General features: G+C 63.5%; 17 protein-coding genes. 12 read left to right on the top strand and 5 right to left on the bottom strand.

Going from position 1 to position 19,760, the window contains the following annotated elements:
• Nucleotides 1-95 precede the first annotated feature (95 nt).
• The 5 genes from BM136_RS11335 to BM136_RS11315 form a co-directional block, all read right to left on the bottom strand.
• Nucleotides 96-404, bottom strand: coding sequence for an H-NS histone family protein (locus BM136_RS11335; RefSeq protein ID WP_004627393.1), 309 nt, complete (start codon nucleotides 402-404; stop codon nucleotides 96-98).
• A 411-nt stretch (nucleotides 405-815) separates the two neighbouring features.
• Entirely contained in the window at nucleotides 816-2,903 is a 2,088-nt protein-coding gene (locus BM136_RS11330) for a putative bifunctional diguanylate cyclase/phosphodiesterase (RefSeq protein ID WP_092971936.1), read from the bottom strand.
• A gap of 302 nt (nucleotides 2,904-3,205) precedes the next feature.
• Nucleotides 3,206-4,459 carry a helix-turn-helix transcriptional regulator gene (locus tag BM136_RS11325; RefSeq protein WP_092971935.1) on the bottom strand — a complete coding sequence of 418 codons (1,254 nt, stop codon included), beginning with the start codon at nucleotides 4,457-4,459 and terminating at the stop codon, nucleotides 3,206-3,208.
• 129 nt (nucleotides 4,460-4,588) lie between these two features.
• On the bottom strand, nucleotides 4,589-6,262 hold the full coding sequence (locus BM136_RS11320; protein WP_092971934.1) for a ShlB/FhaC/HecB family hemolysin secretion/activation protein: 1,674 nt from the start codon (nucleotides 6,260-6,262) through the stop codon (nucleotides 4,589-4,591).
• Between the two features lie 268 nt (nucleotides 6,263-6,530).
• A complete protein-coding gene (locus tag BM136_RS11315; RefSeq protein WP_092971933.1) occupies nucleotides 6,531-8,003 on the bottom strand; it encodes a collagen-like triple helix repeat-containing protein in 1,473 nt (490 codons plus the stop codon).
• A gap of 490 nt (nucleotides 8,004-8,493) precedes the next feature.
• On the opposite strand from BM136_RS11315, the gene BM136_RS11310 reads away from it, so the two are divergent.
• The 12 genes from BM136_RS11310 to BM136_RS11255 all read left to right on the top strand — a co-directional run bounded on the left by BM136_RS11310 (nucleotide 8,494) and on the right by BM136_RS11255 (nucleotide 19,716).
• Nucleotides 8,494-9,618 (top strand): collagen-like triple helix repeat-containing protein, encoded by a 1,125-nt coding sequence (locus BM136_RS11310; RefSeq protein WP_092971932.1) that lies wholly within the window; start codon nucleotides 8,494-8,496, stop codon nucleotides 9,616-9,618.
• Nucleotides 9,619-10,183: 565 nt separating this feature from the next.
• A complete protein-coding gene (locus BM136_RS11305) occupies nucleotides 10,184-10,363 on the top strand; it encodes a Flp family type IVb pilin (RefSeq protein WP_092971931.1) in 180 nt (59 codons plus the stop codon).
• A 92-nt stretch (nucleotides 10,364-10,455) separates the two neighbouring features.
• Nucleotides 10,456-10,920, top strand: coding sequence for an A24 family peptidase (locus tag BM136_RS11300; RefSeq protein WP_368073441.1), 465 nt, complete (start codon nucleotides 10,456-10,458; stop codon nucleotides 10,918-10,920).
• Between the two features lie 64 nt (nucleotides 10,921-10,984).
• Nucleotides 10,985-11,488 (top strand): TadE/TadG family type IV pilus assembly protein, encoded by a 504-nt coding sequence (locus BM136_RS11295; RefSeq protein WP_092971929.1) that lies wholly within the window; start codon nucleotides 10,985-10,987, stop codon nucleotides 11,486-11,488.
• A 55-nt stretch (nucleotides 11,489-11,543) separates the two neighbouring features.
• Nucleotides 11,544-12,473 carry a Flp pilus assembly protein CpaB gene (gene cpaB, locus BM136_RS11290; RefSeq protein ID WP_092971928.1) on the top strand — a complete coding sequence of 310 codons (930 nt, stop codon included), beginning with the start codon at nucleotides 11,544-11,546 and terminating at the stop codon, nucleotides 12,471-12,473.
• Nucleotides 12,466-13,830 carry a type II and III secretion system protein family protein gene (locus BM136_RS11285; RefSeq protein ID WP_092971927.1) on the top strand — a complete coding sequence of 455 codons (1,365 nt, stop codon included), beginning with the start codon at nucleotides 12,466-12,468 and terminating at the stop codon, nucleotides 13,828-13,830. Before cpaB ends, BM136_RS11285 begins: the two co-directional genes overlap by 8 nt.
• Nucleotides 13,831-13,839: 9 nt before the next feature.
• Nucleotides 13,840-15,183, top strand: a complete 1,344-nt coding sequence (locus tag BM136_RS11280; protein ID WP_092971926.1) for a CpaE/TadZ family protein — start codon at nucleotides 13,840-13,842, stop codon at nucleotides 15,181-15,183.
• Entirely contained in the window at nucleotides 15,180-16,535 is a 1,356-nt protein-coding gene (locus BM136_RS11275) for a TadA family conjugal transfer-associated ATPase (protein WP_092971925.1), read from the top strand. The genes BM136_RS11280 and BM136_RS11275 overlap by 4 nt, the downstream gene beginning before the upstream one ends.
• The gene (locus BM136_RS11270) at nucleotides 16,528-17,454 is read left to right on the top strand and encodes a type II secretion system F family protein (RefSeq protein ID WP_092971924.1); all 927 of its coding nucleotides are present in this window, start codon (nucleotides 16,528-16,530) and stop codon (nucleotides 17,452-17,454) included. Before BM136_RS11275 ends, BM136_RS11270 begins: the two co-directional genes overlap by 8 nt.
• A 9-nt stretch (nucleotides 17,455-17,463) precedes the next feature.
• On the top strand, nucleotides 17,464-18,453 hold the full coding sequence (locus tag BM136_RS11265; RefSeq protein WP_092971923.1) for a type II secretion system F family protein: 990 nt from the start codon (nucleotides 17,464-17,466) through the stop codon (nucleotides 18,451-18,453).
• Nucleotide 18,454: 1 nt separating this feature from the next.
• The gene (locus tag BM136_RS11260; RefSeq protein WP_092971922.1) at nucleotides 18,455-19,390 is read left to right on the top strand and encodes a tetratricopeptide repeat protein; all 936 of its coding nucleotides are present in this window, start codon (nucleotides 18,455-18,457) and stop codon (nucleotides 19,388-19,390) included.
• On the top strand, nucleotides 19,387-19,716 hold the full coding sequence (locus tag BM136_RS11255) for a DUF3613 domain-containing protein (RefSeq protein WP_092971921.1): 330 nt from the start codon (nucleotides 19,387-19,389) through the stop codon (nucleotides 19,714-19,716). Before BM136_RS11260 ends, BM136_RS11255 begins: the two co-directional genes overlap by 4 nt.
• The last annotated feature ends 44 nt before the right edge of the window (nucleotides 19,717-19,760 follow it).

Below are 19,760 nucleotides of genomic sequence, written 5' to 3'. Positions count from 1 at the left end.
AATGCAAAAGGCCGGCAAATCCGCCGGCCTTTCTCTTTTGTGGTTTCCGGCGCGCCTCTTTGTGCGGGCTCGGAATGCTGCGCATGAAGCGCTGCTCAGGCGACCAGAAAATCCTCCATCTTCCGGCCCGACGACAACTCCTTTACCAGCCAGCCCGGACGCTTGCCACGACCCGTCCAGGTATTGCCGTTGTTGTCGCGATAACGCACCGGCACCTTGCGACCGGCCTTCTTCGAGGCCACGGCGCCCTTGGCGCCAAAACCGAGGTCTTCGGCGGTCAGGCCGTATTCCACGATCTTGTGCTTGATTTCAGCGATCACCGTCGCTTGTTCATTTGCCCGGAGTTCATCGGCTTGGCGCTGCAGTTCAGAGATCTTCTGAACGATTTCCTTGTAAGTCGGCATTATGGATTCCTCAACTTTGCAATTGAAACATGGGCACGCTCCCCGTAGCCCAGGGCATTATAACGACTTTGCAGGTGAGAATTGAATTTCGTTAAGACCTCATGTCAACGGCGTGGATTTTCCGCCGCACTGCGCTTTGCGCAAACCTGCATGGGGCGGGCGTTTGCGCGATGTGTCGAAATCGTAAACATATGAACCATTGCAAAACCATTGGGCCGCATTGCAATCAAGCCAGTGCACCAACTCCGCAATCCCAACTCAATTCCTTTCTTATGTGACTGCTTCATTGCTTCGGCAATCGCATCAACTCTTCGCCAATATTTCCGAATATGAAGGTGAAAGGTTCCCGAAAGGTTGTCTCGAATACATCAAAACGGCGCATTTTCTGTGCCGCCTATTCGAGGCTCCTGTTCAGGCGTATTCGATTCCAAGTAACCCCTGAAAGTCCTTGGCCGGCATCGGACGGGCGAGCAGATAGCCTTGCACCTGATCGCATTGCAGATTTACCAGAGCCTGCATTTGCGCTTCGGTTTCAACGCCTTCTGCGACCACGGTCATGTCCAGCGAATGCGCCATCGCGCAAATGGCGCGAATGATGGCAGCCGCCTCGGCCGGGTTGTCGTCGAGCGCAGAGACGAACGCGCGGTCGATCTTGATCTGCTGGGCGCGAAAGCGCTGCAGATAACTGAGGCTGGAATAACCGGTGCCGAAATCGTCGATGGCCACCTCAAAGCCGAGCGACTGGATCTGACGGATGACCGCAATGCTCTGGCCGGCATCGCGCATGGCCGCCGTCTCGGTAATCTCGAACATCAACCGATGCGCTGCAACCTGATAACGATGCAGGATCTGCGACAGACGCTGCACAAGATCCGGCTGCTGGAATTGCCGTGGCGAGAGGTTGACGGCAATGCGCTGCGGTGACATGCCGATGGCATCCCAATGCATGATCTGGCGGCAGACTTCTTCGACCACCCAATCGCCAAGTTCGACGATCGTGCCGGTGCGTTCAGCCAGCGGGATGAACTCCGCAGGCGATACAGGGCCCAGCTCCGGATGGTTCCAGCGCAGTAATGCTTCAGCGCCGGTCATGGCCTGCGTGCGCGCATCGTACTTCGGCTGGTAGTAGACCGAGAGTTGCCCGTTGAGGGCCGCATGCGAAAGCGCTCGTTGGATTTGCAGCACGCGGTGCGCGGTGGTATTCAGGCGCGGCTCGAAGAAACGGTAGGCGTTGCCGGTGGACTGCTTGCAATCGAACATGGCCGTGTCGGCGTGTTCAAGCAGCGTGTCTGCCGTCGCGCCGTTGTGCGGATGGACGACCACGCCAATGCTGGCGGTCGCGCGCAGGCGCCGGCCTTCCACTTCCACCGATTCACGCAGGCGGAACAGCAGCTTGTCACCGATGGTGGCGGCAGCTTCGGGCAGTGCCAGACCTTCAACAAGGATGCCGAATTCGTCGCCGCCAAGCCGTGCCACGGTGTCTTCGCCGCGAATGGCCTGTCGCAGGCGCTCGGCGATGATTTGCAGCACACGGTCGCCGGCGTTGCGGCCGTATTGGTCGTTGATCTGACCGAAGTTGTCGAGATCCAGATAGAAGAGGGCAAACGGACGTCCGCGCCGCGTGGACGACAGAATTGCCGCCTCTAATGCTTCGCGCAGATGCAGGCGGTTCGGCAGACCGGTCAGCGTGTCATGGAGTTGAGGCCGGGGCGTCTGACTTGCCACGCGCGCCAGCGATGCTTCCAGGTGCGCCTGCGCCGAGTCGACGCGGGTTTCAAGCATCATCAGCGCAGCATGCAAGCCCAGCGCGATCAACACACCGCCGGCGCTGAGCATGATGATGGGCACGATATGCATCGCCGACTCGTCGACCGGCCATGCGGCGGCGCCTGGCCACAGTGCAAGCGACAGCACAGCCGTTGTGGCCAGCACGGCAGCAGCACGTGCGCGCAAACCCACGGCGGCGCGGCGCTGGGCCGCAGGCATATGAAACGCCATGCACATCGCCAGGCACACGCCTGCGCCGAGCACCAGCGCGCCGCCGCCCCAGCCAAGCAGGGCGCGGCGCAGCGGCAAGGCCTCGTCATGCGCCCAGGGGCGTGTCAGATACAGCTCCATCGTCAACAAACCGATGCCAAGCGCCACGGCCGCCATGGCAATGCTGCGTCGTTGCGGAGCCTGTGCGCCATTGGAGGACGACGTGTCCGGCAGCACGATAGAGAAAGCCGCCAGCGATGCTGCCAGCGCCGTCATGAGTGTCGCCGCTATCGGCGCGGAAATGGGCGTGCCGACCTGCCGATGCAAGCCAAGCTGGCCGAGCCAAAGCCCCGACCACAACCCCATGCCAAGAATGGCCGCGCAGGCGATGCGCCAGTTGCGGCGTTTTGCGATCGTCGACCCCCCCGGCAGACGTGTCGCAGCGTCCAGTGCGGCAAACGTGGTCAACCCCGTGCTGACCCACGCAAACAGCAGCAGCGCAATATGGAAATCGTTATGCATGCGAGCGCATCCGGCGCGGCCCCCCGATCTACGACCAGCGCCTAGTCTGTGTTTTGCGGCGAGGATAGCGCAAAAACCTGTCGTTTCAGGCCGTGAAAAGGTGCGTTTGTTGCGCGCTATTCACAGAATGCGTCGGGATCATTCGCCGCTACCGCTTCGCATCAGGCAAGCATCACGGCGCCACGCCTGTCTTGAAGGATCGGCAGAAACCGCCGAAACGTGAGCCGGGTATACGCGGATGGCTAGACGCCCGTGATTGGGCGTCCGAACTCAAATGAAGTGGGGAGGAAAATCGCGCGCGCTCAGGCGTTGAGGCGGCCTCGGCGGCGTGAAGCCGGAGTGGCGGCGCCTGCACGTTCCAGATCGACGCTGGGCAACAGATGCAGCAGGCGCACCAGTTCAGACTGCCGGTGTGTGCCGGTCTTGCGCAGGATGTCGCGGATATGCACGCGGACCGTGTGCAGCGAGAGGAATTCGCGCTCGGCAATTTCCTGCAGGGTTTCACCTGCGGCCAGCCGCGCAGCGACGATGCATTCCTTGTTGGTCAGCCCAAAGAGTGAGGCGAGCACGCCGGCGTCCATGACCGAGCGGGCCTCGGAGTTGCCTACCAGCACCAGCGCCAGCGGCGAAGCCCAGGCCGAACGCATTGCATCGGAAGGTGCGAGCGGCGTAGCAATGAAAGGCACCGGGCGGCCATCGCGCGCCAGGTACATCCACGAGCCGGCCGCGCCCTGCACGCCCAGCGACCCCGCGGCATGTTCGATGAGGTTGCGCAGCGCAGTGTCGTGCGTGTGATCTGCTGAGTGTAGAACGCTGCCATCGAGAGACAAACGGTCGTCTTCTGTCGTCATCGTGCGCGCCCAGGCATTGGCGTATTTCACGCGCATGGTGCGTTCGATGACCATCACGCCGAAGTCCAGCGTATCCAGCCCGGCCATGCCGAGTGCGGCGAGTTCGTTCAGCTCCAGATGGCGCTGCTGCATGCGCGCTGCCCGCTGCAGGTGAGGCAGCACGCGCTGCAGGCGGGTCTCGCGCTCAAGGGCGCCGACTTCCGATGCATCGTCCTCGCGCGTGCGCAGGCGCATCGTGACGCGCATGTCCGGCGTGTCGATCAGCGTCATCGATGCCGTCGACGTTTCTTCAGGTTGTGCTGCGCTGAGCAGTTGCGGGTCTTGGCAGAAGGCGTTGCAGTGACCTTGCTGCGGGCAATGCTGACACCAGCCCGACGAAACGCCGTGACGCGGCGTGTCGGTGTGCTTGTCCCAGACGAAATAGTGTGCGCTTTCGGCGCCGGCGTAGACGGAGAGCAGGGCCAGGGCGATCGGCATCTGCGCAGGCTCGAGTACCGCCTCGTAGATGGTATCGACGAGTCGATGGAATTCTGCGTCATCCGATAGACGTTGCAGCATGATGGCCCCCGGTGCGTATTGCGACAGCTCAGAGTGCAATCCCTTGCTGTCGGCGTGTTGCGGCGTGATGCCGCCGTCGCTGTAATGATTATTGTTGTTCTGCGCGACTTCTGTGGTAATCGGCAACTCTTTGGAAAAACTTAACATTCCGCATTCGATGCTCCCAAATTCCAGCGGCGATGTATCCCCCTCTTGAGAGGGGAGTATGGTCGACTTTCAGCGCTGAAAATATAAAAAATATAAAAAATTCGTACACATGTTCATGATCGGCGTGTGTCAGTTGAACTGGTAGGTATAGGCCGCGTTGAACCGCAGGCTGCGCGAGCTTGAGTTGATCGGTTTGTCGCCTACCGGGCGCGCGACTGCTAGGTCCAGCGTGTAATACTTCCGGTCGGAGAACCGCACGCCCAGCGCGATCGACCCGAGCTGATCGTGCACGAGCGTGCCTGCATTCGAATAGACCTTGGCGGTGTCATACAGCACGTAGGGCTGCACGGTCTTCAGGTACTCCATCGATACCTGGAAGGCGCGATTGAGTTCGACCGACGCGCCCCAGCCGCGATCACCCGCCACTTCACCGGCCGGATAGGCGAGGCCGAAGAAGCGCCCGCCAAAGCTGATCTGCTCCGATGACGGCAGCACCGCGCCGCTGTACTGCGCAGCCCCCGACACGACCACGCCAAAACCCAGGGGCAGGTCGTGGGCTTCGCTGGCGGTGATGCGCGTGCGCAAGAAGCTGAGGTCGACGTTGTTGTTGACCGATTTGCCTGCGCCGAGGCTGTTGATGCCTTGGTAAATGCCAAGCGACGCACGGCGCGTTTCACCGGGTTTCACCTCGGTGTACAGCGCTTCGGCGCCGGCCACGCGCACCTTGGCATCCAGTTCAGTTTGAGCAAAACCGGGGTTTTGCGGTGTATAGCGCTGCTTGTCGTCGTTACCGTAGAAAGAGCCCGTTACCGTCAGGTTGCGCGTGTTCGACAGCAGCACCGGATAGCTCAACGACAACCCAAGCCGCTGCGTGTCGGTCAGATATCGCGACTGATAGCCCAGTTGCTCCAGCGGCAGATTCTCGGGCATGCCGCGATAGTGCGACCACGTGAGCTTGGCCAGCAGCCCATCGGTGCCGATCGGCTGCGCCCACGTGGCGGAGTAGAACGTCTCGTGATCCGACCCGCGCGGTTGTAGCGTCGAGACGGTGATCTGCTCACCCAGCGGCGTCACGCTATTGAGCGTGCCCGTGATGATTGCCCGCACACCCGGCGAGCGATATTCGACGCCCGTGCCGATGGTGTACGGCTGGCGCTTCACGTTCAACACGAGTTCGCTCGCGCCATCGGTGGTGGTGGGCGGTTGCACGGTCGCGGTGATCTGCACGCCGGGTTGCAGCGCCAGCACACCGGTCACCCGCTCGAATGTTTCGCGGCGCAAGGGCTTTTCATTCATCAGGCGCTGCGAGATTTCGCGCAGGCGGCCTTCCAGTGGCCCGGGTGTGCCCTCGATGCGCATACGTGCCACGTAGCCTTCCACCACGGTGACGCGCACGACGCCGCCTTCAAACGTTTGTGCCGGCACAAAAGCAAACGAGAGCGGGAAACCGCGGTCGGCATACAGCTTGGTGACATCGTTCGCGGCCTGCAGCAGTTGCGCGACGGTGACGTCATGCCCGGCCAACGGGGCGAAATGCGCGGCGACCTCGGGGAACGGCAGCGTCTTCACGCCTTCGATCTGGAACTTGGTCGGTGTGATATGCGTCGCGAGCAGATTTTCCAGCGCCGGATTCGGCCGCTGCACTTCCACCTGGATCTTCTGCTGGGGCGGGCGGGAGGTATCGACTTTGGGAAGCGTGTCGATCGGGTTGCCTTGGGTGGGGCTGCTCTGGGCCCAGCTCAGTGCCGGGCCGGTCAGTGCTACGCCTGTGGCCAGGGCCAACCGCATGGTGGTGGTCCGCACGCCTGTCTCCTCCGTGGTTTTCGTTTGTGGTGTCGCGAAGCCGTGCAGCCGCGCGTTGCATCAAACGATAACCGCGAGACATGGTGCTTTACAACAAGACACATAGAGGGAGCGTTCACGCGACGCAACGGCCCAGGTAAATACTGGGATGCATCGGTGCGTGGCAGCCAGCCCAACAACGATGCCGCGTTGCGCGGCATCAGTGCGTTTGAAACGTGACATCGGCGGACTGGCGTGATAGCCGGTCCGCCGAAGCGTGGCTCGTTGATCAGTGGCGCGTGCCGCCGAGTGCGGTGCCCACCGTGCCCAGCAGGCCGCCCACCGCGCCAGTGACCGGCGACAGCGGTGTTGCCGCACCAGCCGACGTCAGACCCGTGCCCACCGTGGTAACCACGTTGCCGACCGGTGCTGTGATTGTGCCGACGGGGCCGAGGGGGTTGGAGCCGCCCGCGCCGCCGAGACCACCAAGTGCGCCGGTGATCGGAGCAAGCGGGTTGCTGCCACCCGTCGAACCACCCAGGCCGCCCAGCAGGCCGGTGATCGGCGCCAGCGGGTTGGAGCCACCGGCACCGCCGAGGCCGCCGAGCGCGCCAGTGATCGGAGCGAGCGGGTTGCTGCCACCCGTCGAACCACCGAGGCCACCCAGCAAGCCCGTGATCGGCGCCAGCGGGTTGGAGCCACCGGCACCGCCGAGGCCGCCGAGTGCACCCGTGATCGGAGCGAGTGGGTTGCTGCCACCCGTTGCGCCACCCAGACCGCCCAGCAGGCCGGTGATCGGGGCAAGCGGGTTGCCGCCCGATGCCGTCGGCGAATAGACAACGCCGCCCAGCGCGGCAACCGTGTTGCCCGTGGCCGTCACCACGCCACCGAGGCCGCTCACCACCGGAACATTGGCCGCAGTGAGTGTGGTGCCGCCGTTGGCCACCGCGCCGCCAATCGTGCCCAGCAGCGTATTTGCCGGCGCACCGAGGCCCGTGGCCGCGCCCAGCGTCTGCGTCCCGCTGGTGATCTGGGAAGTCAACGGCACGATGGCCGTGCTCAGTTGCTGCGTGAGTTGTTCCACCGGGCCGGTCGACAGGGCCGTGCCCAGCGTGCCGCCGCCGTTGGCAACCGCCTGGCCGACTTGCGTCACCACGCCAGCCAGCGGTGTCGTCACCGGGGCCAGCGGCGCCAGCGGGCCCGTGCCCAGGTTGTTAACCAGCGTGCCGGCGCTCGTGACCGTGTTGCCCGCGCCGGTCACCACATTACCGAGGCTGGAAACCGTCGTGCCGACCGGGTTGGCGTTGCGGCCGATGCTGCCCAGGCCGTTCTGTACGCCCGTGCCCAGCGCTGAGACCGTCGCGCCAGCGTTTTCAACCACACCGCCCAGGCCGCTTTGCACGCCGCTCAGTTGCGAGGGCAACGGTGCGGTGGCGATGGTGTTGCCCAGGCCGCTCACGGTCGAGCCGGCTGCCGTGACGATGCCGCCTGCATTGTTCAGGACGGCGCCACTCGGGGTCAGCGGCGCAGGTGCCGGCGTCGGAGTGGGGCTCGGGGACGGAGAAGGCGACGGCGAGGGGGAGGGCGACGGGGACGGTGCTGGCGAAGGCGTTGGCGTTGAACCGCCACCGTTGTTATTCGAGCCGCCGCCGTTCGAGCCGCCCAACGAGCTGCCGAGATCGCCGGAGCCGGAGCTGGCGCAACCACCCAAAACCAACAGGCTTGCCATGGTGGCGGCCAGGCACTTGATGTTCTTATTCATGATGGATCTCCCGTTTTAAAAAGTCCGCTTTAGTCAGCTGGAAAAAGTCTCACTGTTGATGTGAGGTGGCCGGACTCTGCAAACGGTGTGCCATGTCACGATTATTACGCAATGCGTAATGGGGTCTGTGAATTTGCCGCGTTTGCCTCAATAAAAATGGAGAGATTGTGGAAACTAACCAGAATGCGGGATTTACATACCCTACCAAAGTAGGGGCTAAACGTTTGCTTTTGACGTTATGTCGGGGTTGATTGTGTTCCGTGTCACGTTACGTCGTAACGCTCGGAACACGGATTTGAGTGGGGTAACAGCCCGTGTTTAAGGTCGGGTAACACCTGACGTGCTGTCCGCAAAACCAATAAGTACGCCGTCCTTTGAGAACTGAGTCACGTTTCTGACACGCCTGGCATGCCATTTGCAGAATGTGGCCCGCAGTCCGCAGTACCGAGCTCAGACATCAAGACACATCATTCCAAGAAAGGGACGGACCATGACTCACATTCGACACTCCATTCGCGTTGCGCCTTTGGCCTGCGCTGTTGCCGCTCTCATGCTGGCGGCTTGTTCTTCGGGGGGCTCTGGCTCGGGCAGTTCGCCGAATCCGAGCCCGAGCGACACGACGGGTGTGACGCCCGTCGGCAAGGTGGCAAACGGCACCGGCAACACCGTCGTGGCAACCGGGCAGGCAGTCAGCAGCCTCGGCTCGACGCTTCAGAACGCAAATATTCCGGGCTTGTCGGATCAAGCCAAAGCAGGGCTCGGCGGCACGGTGGACAACGCTGGCAAAGCTGTCAGCGATCTCGGCCTGGGCATCCAGACCGGGCTCGGCAAGATGGGGCAGAACCCCAATCCGATCGGCACGACGGTGGCCAGCACCGGCAATGTCGTGACGGATCTTGGCCAGGCGACCGTGAGCGCCGGCTCGCTCGTGCAGGGCCTGGGTCAAGGCTCCGGCGCGCCGCTGGCACCGATTACGCAACCCGTGGGTGGCGGCGTTCAGCAGATCGGCCAGGCGCTGATCGGCGGAGGCACGCTGCTGGGCAGCGCGTTGTCTTCCGGCGCGGTGCAGCAGGTGACGCAACAACTGAGCACGGCCATCGTGCCGGTTACCACGCAGGTCAGCGGCGCCACTCAGATGATTGGCGATTCCACGGGCCTGGGCGGGGCCTTGAATAACCTGCTGGGCACCGTTGGCGGCGGTGTGGCCGGCGCCGGCAACACCATCACCGGAACGGGCGTGCCGGTGGTCTCGAACCTTGGCCCGGTGGTGACTTCCCTCGGCACCACCGTCGCGGCAATCGGCGGCGTTGCCACGACCGGCGGTTCGGCGGGCAGCAACCCCTTGGGCGGCCTGCTCGGCGGCGTAGGCGGCGGCACTGGCGGCACGAACCCCTTGGCTCCGCTGACCGGCCTGCTGGGCGGCGTATCGGCTGGCTCCAACCCTCTGGCTCCTGTTACGGGCCTGCTGGGCGGTGCAGCCGGTGGCAGCAACCCGCTGGCGCCCGTCACCAACCTGCTGAGCGGCGCGACCAGCGCAGCCGGCGGCGCATCGGGCAGCAATCCGCTGGCCCCTGTCACCAACTTGCTGGGCGGCGTTGGCAGCCTGGCGCACTGAGCAGTACCTGTCTGTGCTCTTGAAGGTGCGCGGGCGTGTTCCCGTCGCTCGCGCATCCTTTTTTTGCCTGGACAGAAATGGGGAGCGCTCAGACCGGCCCCGAGGATTAATGGGAAACCCGTTCAGATAATCGATCTAGTCTGACCGTCATTAGGGGATTTCCATTGGTTTTCAGAGGGTTGGCGTGTCTTTAATAAAATTAAATAGAGACTTCATTCTAATTTGGGGCAAGTACCTCAATTGAGTTATTTTGTTTGCGGCGCTGCACGCCTATAAAGTTGTTACGGGGTGTTACGTGACATACGTGACACGCCGGAAAAATGAATGCCCATGGGGGGCGTGCGGTGATCACCAGGCGTGTGCGGGACGCTTCGTTTGGTGATATCTGAATTTCGTTCCATTAGTGGAACGGCGCGAACAGCGAAATTTTTTGCTATTCGTGTCATCGCTGTAAATCCCCATGCGTTTTATCCGGTATTAGCAAATATGAACTGGCTAAGGTTGGAGCGCCGAAAGCTGGTCGAGATCAACACATCCGCGGGCGAGTGCAAACAGGAGAGAGATCATGAAGAACGCCATTCTGAAGTTCATCCGTGACGAACAAGGTGCCACTGCCGTCGAGTACGGCATGATCGCTGGCCTCATTGCTGCAGCGATCGTGACGATCGTGTCCACGCTCGGTACCAAGCTTGAGAGCGTGTTTGCGACCATCTGCCAGGCCGTCAACAAGAACGCGGCTTGCTAGCAACCTGGTACGGCCACGTCGATACGCCAGGCTGGGCAGCGGTCGTAGCCCTTTCATTGGTTGCAATTGCGCAGGATTTCCGTTCAAGGCGGGTGCCGAACTGGCTCGTCGCTGCGGGGGTTGTGCTGTCCATCGCTCTGATCAAGTTGGGCGGAGTGCGGGACCTTGCCTATGACTGGCAGGACTTCTGGCTCGGCGGGACCATCGCGTTTGCCTGCTTTTTGCCGCTATATGCACTCGGCTGGATGGGCGCCGGCGACGTGAAGTTTTTCACCGTCGTCGGCCTGCTGGCCGGCTGGCATGGCCTCGTGGCCGTCTGGCTTGTCTCGAGCATGATTTCCGGCTTGCACGCGCTCGCCATCATGGGGTTACGCCAGCTTGATGCGTCTTCTCCATCGGCTTGGATCGTGATGCGCGTGTGCCCGGCTATCGCACGCTGGGATACCGCTCAGGCGGGCCGCCGCGGCATTCCGTACGCCGCCTACATGGCAATCGGGTTGCTGAGCTTGCCGTGGGTACCTACGGCAATGCGCATGCCCTGGCTGCCGGGCATGTAGTTCAGACAGTTGAAGCGTTGAACAAGAGCCGCTAAGCGGCCTGCCTATAAGAAAGGAGTCGGCCATGCCGACATTGCAACGGGAACGGGAGGGTGCTCGCATGCACCCGGAAGTCCGCGCACATGCTGTCCGTCGCCCTCGGCGGCGCGGTGGTCGCGGCGCAGCCTCTGTCGAATTTGCCGTCGTCGTGCCGGTGCTGCTGGTGCTCATGCTTGGCATCGTGTACTACGGCGTGATCCTCGCCATGCAGCAGGCGCTGACCCTTGCGGCTGAAGAGGGCGCACGCGCCGCGCTCCGCTATCAGCCTTCCAACACGCAGCGCGTGGCAGCTGCCTATGCGGCCGTGACGTCGGTACTCCCCACGTTCCTTACCGGGCGGGTGCAGACCAATCAGAACAGCACCCCGCTCGTGAATTGCCAGAACGTGGCAGGCATGCAATGCCTGAGCGTGGTCCTGACGTTGCCCGTGACCTCCGGCAATAACCCGTTGCTGCCTTCGATACCCCTCTTGCCCGCACCGGCCACGTTGACGGGCTCTGCCGTCGTGCAGCTGGTGCCTGGCTCCTGAAGCTTTTTTTCAGTTCGCTGACCCTCTCGATCGACCGCTTGGACACGCCGCCCAGATGACCAGCAAACACCTCCAGATCTTCGCCGCCGCGCTATTGCTGCTGGCCGCCATTCTTGGCGCCGTAGCATGGAAGACGGCGCATCGCCCGCCGGCGCCCGTGGCGGAGCAGAAAGATGGCAAAACCGTCTATCCCGTGGTCGTGACCACGAAACCGCTGGAAGCGGGCAAGCCCATCACCGCAGACCAGGTGGCCGTCGAGCAACTGCCCATCAATCCGGCGGAGGCGTTTTCAGACGTGACGAAGGTGGTCGGGCGTGAACCCATTCTGCCGGTCGGCGTGGGTGTGCCGCTGATTGCCTCGCAGCTGTCGTCGGGCCTTGCGCAGCAGGTGGAGGCCGGGCAGCGCGCGGTCGCCATCAACGTGGACGAGGTGATCGGTGTGGGCAACCGCGTCATGCCGGGTGACTACGTCGACGTGTTCTTGGTGATGCGTAAGGATGGCCAGGAGGTCGAAGACAGCCAGGCGCGCCTGCTGTTGCCGCACCTGCGCGTGCTGGCGTTTGGCCCGCTGGCCGTCAATGAAGGGGCGCAGAAGCAGCCCGAGAACAACGGGGTCACGCGCAAGGTCGATCAGGCCAAGACGGCCGTGCTGGCCGTGCCGGTGGAGGCTGTCAGCCAACTGGCTATGGCGCATCAGAGCGGCCGCCTGCTGCTCGCGCTGCGGAATCCGGCCGACGATGCCGAGCCGACCGTGAAGCCGCAGGATGCCGCCCTGCTGGCTGCGGCCAACCGCAATCCGATGGACGTGGCCCAGGCCGGCGTATCGATGGCCAGCCTGACTGGCACGGCGCGCCGCTCGCCGGTGCTCCAGATGCCGCCGCTGCCCGTCGTGGCGTCAACACGCACGACCGCACGAGCCAATACGGCCGCGACCGGCGGCGTAGAAATCATCCGCGCAGGAAAACGTGAGGAGCAACATGACTGATGCCGCCATGGTTCGCGGTTGGATGGGCGTACTCGCGTTGGGCTGCGCCGCCTTCGTGCCGAGCGCATTTGCCGAGACGGCACCGACCGGCCAGACGCTTCATCTCCTGACGGGCAGTCAGCGCGAAATTCGCCTGGGCAAACCGCTCGAGCGCATTGCCATCGGCAACCCTGAAATTGCCGATGCGTTGCTGCTCAAGGGGCGTGGTACGGCCACGAGCGTTTTGATCATCGCGAAGAAGCCGGGTGCGGCCAACGTGATGGTATGGACGCAAGGCGGTGTTGCGACGACTTACAACGTCCAAGTGGACCCCGCGGCGCCTCTGCCTGGCGATCCGGCCGTGGTTGCGCAGGGCGATAGCGCGGTCGTGTCCGGCCAGCCTAAAGATGTCTACGCGCTTGCCCGTGCGCGCCGCTCGGCCGCCGCAGCCAGCGGCGGGGAAAAACCTAAAGACGGCAACGTCATCGACACCACCTCGATGAACGTGCCGGGCACGGTGCAAGTCGACGTGCGTGTGGTGGAGTTCAGCAAGACGGTGCTGAAGGAGGCTGGGTTCACGTTCGGTCGTACGCGCGGCGGTTTCGATTTTCGGACATTTGCGCCATCGTCGCTTTCCAAGGTCACGTTCGGATCGGGCGGCTTGACGACTGAATCGACCATGCCGATCGGCTCGGCGTTCAACCTGCTGGTCTCGTCGGTCAGCAAAGGGCTCTTCGCCAACCTGAGCCTGATGGAATCGAACGGCATGGCGCGCGTGCTGGCCGAGCCAAGCCTGGTTGCGCTGTCCGGTCAGAGCGCCAACTTCCTGGCCGGCGGCGAGATTCCGATTCCCGTGCCGCAAGCGCTGGGTACCACCACCATCGAATACAAGCCATTCGGCATCGGGCTGACGGTCTCCCCGACGATCCTGTCGGAGAACCGCATCGCGCTGAAAGTGGCGCCCGAAGCCAGCGACCTGGATTTCAGCCGAGGCGTTACCCTGAACGGTGCGACGGTGCCGGCCATCGTCACGCGCCGTGCCGATACGACGGTTGAACTGGGTGATGGCGAGAGCTTTGTCATCGGTGGCCTGGTCAGCCGATCGACGCTGTCCAACGTCGACAAGGTACCGTTCCTGGGCGACGTTCCGATCATCGGAACGTTCTTCAAACGCCTGAACTACAACCAGGAAGAGCGGGAACTGGTGATCATCGTCACGCCGCATCTGGTCAAGCCGATGGCACGCAATGCGCCGATCGACAAGATGCTGCCGGGACAGAGCGGCGGGCAGGATCGCGATACCGCACGCGACGCCGTGTGGCGGCCGTTTGCGCTGGGGGTGGCTGATCCGGCCGCCATGCCCGGGTTCTCTAAGTAAGGGGCCGGCATGGATTACTTCCTTCTGCACGGCGGCGCGCGCGGCGGTATGCAGGGCGATGCCCAGGCGGCAGGTGTGCACCGCTGGCTGGCCGGGGCGATTCGCGAGCTGGGTGTGCTGGTGGCCGAGACGACTGGCCACGATGCGTTCATCGAGCAGATTGGCGCAGTGAACCCCGAAGTGGTGTTCGTGCGCTTTGCCTCGTCGCCCACGCTGATTGATGTGCCAGATCACGACCAAAAGCTGGGCGAGGGGGCCGACGCGATCATCGAGGCGACGCAACTGGTCGCGCAACTCACGCGCTTGTTTCCGGGCTTGCCGCTGGTGGCCGTGGGTTCCGCTGCCGATGGTCGCGCGATGCTCGCTGCTTTGCGCGCAGGGGTCAAGGATTTCGTCGACGTGGATGGCGCCCCGGCTGAGGCTGTGCGCGTGGTACGCCGCCTGCTGGCGGAGCGCGCATCGGCCGAGCCGACCCGCCGTGGCCGCGTGCTGGCCGTGTTGGGTGCACGCCCCGGCGTGGGCGCCACCACGTTGGCCACCAATCTGGCCACGCTCGTGCGCCGCACGTCGGCCAGTGATGTGATGCTGCTCGACCTGGGGCAGCCGCTGCGTGATGGCGCGCTCTACCTGAACGTGCAGGCCAATTTCCATTTCGTCGAGGCCGTGCGCAACTTGCGCCGCTTCGACCAGGTGTTTGTGCAGACCGCGCTGTCGCGTCATCCGAACGGGCTTGCCGTCTTGCCGCTGCCGATCTCGCTGGCTGAGATGCGCGACATTTCGTTCTCTGAAGCGCTCGGCCTGCTGAGCCGGCTGCGTACGTTCTTCGACCTGCAGGTCGTCGACCTGGGCGGCTTTGGCAACATCGACTTCATCGCGCAGATCATCAAAGCCGCCGACGACGTGATGCTGGTGACCGAGCAGAGCGTGGGCGCCATCGTGTCGGCGGCCGAGCTGATGCAGGAACTCAAGAAGCGAGAAATTGACCGCGATCACCTGCATCTGACCATTTCGAAATTCGACACGCGCTTGTCGCTGGACGCAGCGCAGATCGCCGAGCGGCTGGAAATTCCTTCGGTGCTGACCGTGCCGAACCGCCGCGAAGCGCTGGTCATTGCCTCCAACCAGGGAGCGATGCTCGCGGAAACGCACCCCACCGATGCCTATGTGCGCGCGCTTGCCCAGATTGCCCAGACACTTGGCTACGCCCAGCAGAGCGAGCGAGCTTCAGGTGTCTCAAGCTGGGTGTCAGGCGTGAGTGCGCGACTGGGTGGCCGCTTTGGCGCACGCTCCAAACGCAAGTCGGCAGACGCCACTGAACTGGATATCGGTACCACCGAACGGAACGCGACATGACCCAACCCATCGAGTTCTCCAACCAGCCGGACGCCGGCAACGGCGCGTTTGCCGTTTCGCAGGCCTTCCAGGACATCAAGGAAGCCGCGCACGAACACCTGCTGACGCGCATCGAAGAACTTGGTGCCGAGTTCGGTCGCTGGTCGCGCACAGCCATTCAGCGCTTTGTCGATCTGGAAGTGGAAGGCTTCACGCGCATGCGCCGCATTCCCGTCAACGAGACGGAAGTCCGGCAGATTGCCGAGGCGCTGACCAAAGAGTTGGCCGGCTTTGGCCCCATTGAAGATCTGCTGGCCGATCCGGCGGTGGAAGACATTCTCGTCAACGGCCATCTGGACGTTTACGTGTCACGCCACGGCATTCTGGAGCGCATTCCGGTGCGCTTTGCCGATAACAACCACCTGCTGCGCATCGTGCGCCGCATCCTCGCGCCGATCGGGCGCCGGTTGGATGAATCGAACCCGATGGTCGATGCACGCTTGCCCGACGGCGGCCGCATCAACGTGGTCATTCCGCCGCTGGCGCTCGAAGGGCCGGTGGTGTCGATCCGCAAGTTTCGGAAAGACCCGCTCAAGCCGGAAGACCTGCTCGGCCTGGGTACGATGAGTGAAGAGATCGGCGCGCTGATCGAAGCTGCTGTGCGCGCCCGCTGCAACATCCTGGTGAGCGGTGGCACCAGCTCGGGCAAGACGTCGCTGCTTAACGCGATGGCGTATCACATTCCCGAGGCCGAGCGTGTGATCACCATCGAAGACACGGCCGAACTTTCGCTCAACCATCCGCACGTGGTGCGCTTGGAAAGCCGGCCGGGCGGCTTTGAGGGCACGGGCGTCGTCACGATTCGGGAGCTGTTGCGCAACAGCCTGCGCATGCGGCCCGACCGCATCATCGTGGGCGAAGTGCGTGGCGGTGAAGTGCTGGAAATGCTGCAAGCCATGAGCACTGGCCACGATGGCTCAATGGGCACCATTCACGCCAGCAGTCCGCGCGAATGCCTCTACCGGTTGGAGATGCTGGCGGGCTTTGCCGGCTTCCAGGGCAGTGAGGTGAGCTTGCGCCGGCAGATCACCAACGCCATTGATTTCATCGTGCAGATCGGGCGGTTGTCCAACGGCAAGCGCCGCATCCTGTCGATCACGGAAGTGACCGGGCTGGGGGACAACATCATCTCCACGCAGGAGCTGTACCGCTACGAGCCCTATATCGGCCCGGATGGCGAAGAGGTCGACCGCTGGACGGCGCTCGGCCTGCAGCCGCATTCGCCCAAGCTGGCCCGCATGCGCAACAGCGAAGGCGGCGGGATGGACGGTGGCATGACCGGATTCGGCGGCGGAGGCCGTTTCCATGTCTAGCATGACGCTCTGGTTCGGTTGCCTCGCACTGCTACTGATGGGCGCATCGCTCATGCTGTGGGCGGAGGCCGTGCGCCGTCGCGAGCGCGAGGCATCACGCAGCTTCGTACGCGCACAGACCGAGCAGATCAATGCGCGTTATCAACCGAATGTGGAGCCCGTGCCGACAAGCGTGCCCGACTCGCTGAACCGCGCCTGGCAGGATGCACTGCGCCGCGCAGATATCGAACCGAGCCGGCGCTTCTACATATTTCTTATTGGCCCCGCGTTCATGATTGCGCTCGCTGTCTGGGCGATGTCGAGCGCGCTTTCGGCCCTGACGGCGCTAGCCCTGTACGTGGTGATCGTCGCTTTCCTGTTTTGGAACCGCACCCGGAAGATGAACGAGCGCCTGCTGGCGCAATTGCCTGGCTTTCTCGATGGTGTGGTGCGGCTGATGAGCATCGGCAGCGCGGTCCCCGCGGCGTTTCAGGCAGCCAGCGCCAATACCGAGCAGCCGTTGCGCAACTGCCTGATCGCCATCACGCAAATGCAGCGCGCCGGCAAGGACCTCGATGCTGCGGTGCTGACCGTCGGCCAACAGTACCGCGTGAACGAATTGATCCTGCTGTCATCGGTGCTGCGCTTGGCGTTGCGCTACGGCGGGCGTGCAGACATTGTGATGGAGCGCACCGCAGCGTTCATGCGCGACCGGCAGCAGGCCCAGCGCGAGCTGTTTGCCCTGTCGGCCGAGACGCGATTGTCGGCATGGATCATCGGCCTGCTGCCGATTGTGGTGGGCGGAGTCATCGTCATGTTCAACGCGGCGTACATCATGTCGATGTGGCGCGATCCGTTCGGCAAGACGTTGATTCTGACGGCCTTCGGCATGGAAGTGCTCGGCGCTGTCATGCTGGCCAAGCTCGCGAAATCGGTCTGAGGAGAACGCATGGACGACACCCTGGTTACCCTCAGTCTGACCGCAGCTGCCGCGGGCGTGTTGGTGTTCGGTGGACTCGCGCTGCGTGCAACGCTCACGCGACATCGCAGCGCGCGCAAGCTCGATACGGCGCTGTCCGACATGCGCGCGACGGCGGCCAACCCCACAGCGCCCTCCGCGTCGCCGGTTGTGCACCCCGCTGCCAAACCGCGCCCGCATGGCTCGCGAGAAGCCCAGCAGCTCCAGCAACAGATTGCCAAGGTGGGGCAGCGCTGGATCGACACCGGTCTGGGCCGCCGCATCGTGACTGAGGAAGACCGCAAGCTGCTTGAAGAATGCGGCTATTACGGCGAACACGCCCGCACCGTCTTTGGTGGCACCCGTATCCTGCTGCCGCCGCTGCTTGCCGTGTTCGGCGCATTGCACGGGTCCTCGCTGCTGTTTGTGTTCGTGTTTGGCTTTGTCGGTCTTGCGCTGGGCTACCTTGGGCCGAAGTGGTTGCTCGGGCGCCGCAAGGAGAGCCGCCGGCGTCGTATGGACGATGAGCTGCCCGTCATGGTCGACATGCTGCGGCTGCTTCAGGGTGTCGGCTTGTCGATCGACCAAAGCCTGCAGGTGATTGCCAACGAATTCCACAGCATGCTGCCCGTGCTGGCAGGTGAGTTTGGCCGGGCCAACCAGCAATTCGCCTCGGGCCGCCCTCGCGAGCAGACATTGCTGCGCATTGCACGTCTGTTCGACAACGAAGACCTGAAGGGCCTCATCACGCTTCTCACGCAAGTGGATCGCTTCGGCGGCGCGGTGCAGGAGCCGCTGCGGCAGTTCGGCGGGCGTCTGCAGGAAAACCGCCGCGCGCGCCTGAAAGAGCGTGTGGGCAAGCTGACCGTGCAGATGACGATGATCATGGTCTTGACGCTCTTGCCAGCGCTACTGATCGTCACTGCGGGACCAGGTTTCATGGGCGTCATGCGCAGCCTGCAACACACCGGGGGACATTGAGATGACACGCTTTCCAAATGCCGCGCGCGCCAGCTTGGCCGGCGTGGCCGTGCTGGCCATCCTCGTGGCCGGCTGCGGCTCGATGGCGACATCCGACATGAGCCTGCGCACCGATGCCGACATTGAAATGGCACGTCAGCGCCAGAGCCAGGAGAAGGCCGAGATCACCAGTCCGGCAACGTATCTTTCGCTGATTCGCAGGATGCAAGAGCAGGGGCTGTACTACGCCTCGCTTGCGCATATCGATGCCTACCAGCAACGCTATGGCCGCGCGCCCGAGATCATGCTGCTGCGTGCGGATGCGCTACGCGAAACCGATCAACTTGCTGCAGCCGACGCCGAATACCGCGCGGTGGTGGGCGCCACCTCTGCCATGGGCGCAGGCACGCAAGGCGGATTGCTCCATGCCGCAGCGTGGCGCGGCCTGGGCATCGTTGCGGGGCGTCAAGGCAACTTTGCCGAAGCGGCCCGCCGCCTGCAGGTGGCTGCCCAAGCCAATCCGACTGACGCCAGCACGGCCAGCGATTTTGGCTACGCGCTGATGCGGTCGGGTGAGGTCGAGCAAGCCCGCGTGCCGTTGATGCAGGCGCAGCAGATGGCCGCGACCAGCCCGAAGATCGCGGGCAACCTAGTGATCTGGCTCACGGTGAATGATCGCAAGGACGATGCTGCGTCGCTGGCCGCACATGCACAACTGACAGCATCGGCGCGCAAGGCGGTTGAGGACGACGTTGCACGCGTCCGTACCGCCTGGCGAGATCGCCGTATTGCCCGGGAAACCACGACGATGGTGCCGCGCGCCGTGGCAGCGGGGCCCTCTGCCACAGCGTCCGCTGGCGTTTCGGTCGCCGCCGCGGCGACCGCCACCCGCACATCGGACCGCCCGCTGGTATTGCAGCGCGGTCGCCTGCTTGACACATTGGAGGTTTCGCAATGAATTCCCGCATCCTGACGGCCGCCGGTTTGGCGGTATGGCTGACGTGCGGCGTCGCCGGCGCGCAAGGGTTCTCGGGCAGCGACCCGCAGAGCGCCGCGGCGGCGCCCAAAGTCGGCACCAACGTGAATGATGCGACGCGAGCGCTGCTCAAGGCGCAAGCCGATGGCACCTACGCGGGTGAGTTTGTGCCGTTGCGAGGCGAGCAGGCGGCGCTGGCCTATCAGCGTTACCTCAATTCGTTTAATCAGGCCATGCCTGGCCTGGCACAGCAGAGTTCCGGAACGCGGGCGTCGACGGTCAACCTTGTTCAGCAGTCCGGGCGCTGATTCCTGCAGAACGCACACGACGCTGTGACACGAGCCGCCTCCTA

This window comes from Ralstonia sp. NFACC01 (assembly GCF_900115545.1).
Lineage (GTDB): Bacteria > Pseudomonadota > Gammaproteobacteria > Burkholderiales > Burkholderiaceae > Ralstonia > Ralstonia mojiangensis.
The sequence above is the reverse complement of the archived record's forward strand: the minus strand, read 5'-3'. Positions and strand labels throughout refer to the sequence as shown.

Coding starts and splice junctions, on each gene's coding strand:
- BM136_RS11330 (WP_092971936.1), bottom strand. CDS start 2,903: ATGCATAACGATTTCCATATTGCGCTGCTGCTGTTTGCGTGGGTCAGC.
- BM136_RS11295 (WP_092971929.1), top strand. CDS start 10,985: ATGCCGACATTGCAACGGGAACGGGAGGGTGCTCGCATGCACCCGGAA.
- BM136_RS11275 (WP_092971925.1), top strand. CDS start 15,180: ATGACCCAACCCATCGAGTTCTCCAACCAGCCGGACGCCGGCAACGGC.
- BM136_RS11280 (WP_092971926.1), top strand. CDS start 13,840: ATGGATTACTTCCTTCTGCACGGCGGCGCGCGCGGCGGTATGCAGGGC.
- BM136_RS11265 (WP_092971923.1), top strand. CDS start 17,464: ATGGACGACACCCTGGTTACCCTCAGTCTGACCGCAGCTGCCGCGGGC.
- BM136_RS11335 (WP_004627393.1), bottom strand. CDS start 404: ATGCCGACTTACAAGGAAATCGTTCAGAAGATCTCTGAACTGCAGCGC.
- BM136_RS11325 (WP_092971935.1), bottom strand. CDS start 4,459: ATGTTAAGTTTTTCCAAAGAGTTGCCGATTACCACAGAAGTCGCGCAG.
- BM136_RS11260 (WP_092971922.1), top strand. CDS start 18,455: ATGACACGCTTTCCAAATGCCGCGCGCGCCAGCTTGGCCGGCGTGGCC.
- BM136_RS11315 (WP_092971933.1), bottom strand. CDS start 8,003: ATGAATAAGAACATCAAGTGCCTGGCCGCCACCATGGCAAGCCTGTTG.
- cpaB (WP_092971928.1), top strand. CDS start 11,544: ATGACCAGCAAACACCTCCAGATCTTCGCCGCCGCGCTATTGCTGCTG.
- BM136_RS11270 (WP_092971924.1), top strand. CDS start 16,528: ATGTCTAGCATGACGCTCTGGTTCGGTTGCCTCGCACTGCTACTGATG.
- BM136_RS11285 (WP_092971927.1), top strand. CDS start 12,466: ATGACTGATGCCGCCATGGTTCGCGGTTGGATGGGCGTACTCGCGTTG.
- BM136_RS11310 (WP_092971932.1), top strand. CDS start 8,494: ATGACTCACATTCGACACTCCATTCGCGTTGCGCCTTTGGCCTGCGCT.
- BM136_RS11305 (WP_092971931.1), top strand. CDS start 10,184: ATGAAGAACGCCATTCTGAAGTTCATCCGTGACGAACAAGGTGCCACT.
- BM136_RS11255 (WP_092971921.1), top strand. CDS start 19,387: ATGAATTCCCGCATCCTGACGGCCGCCGGTTTGGCGGTATGGCTGACG.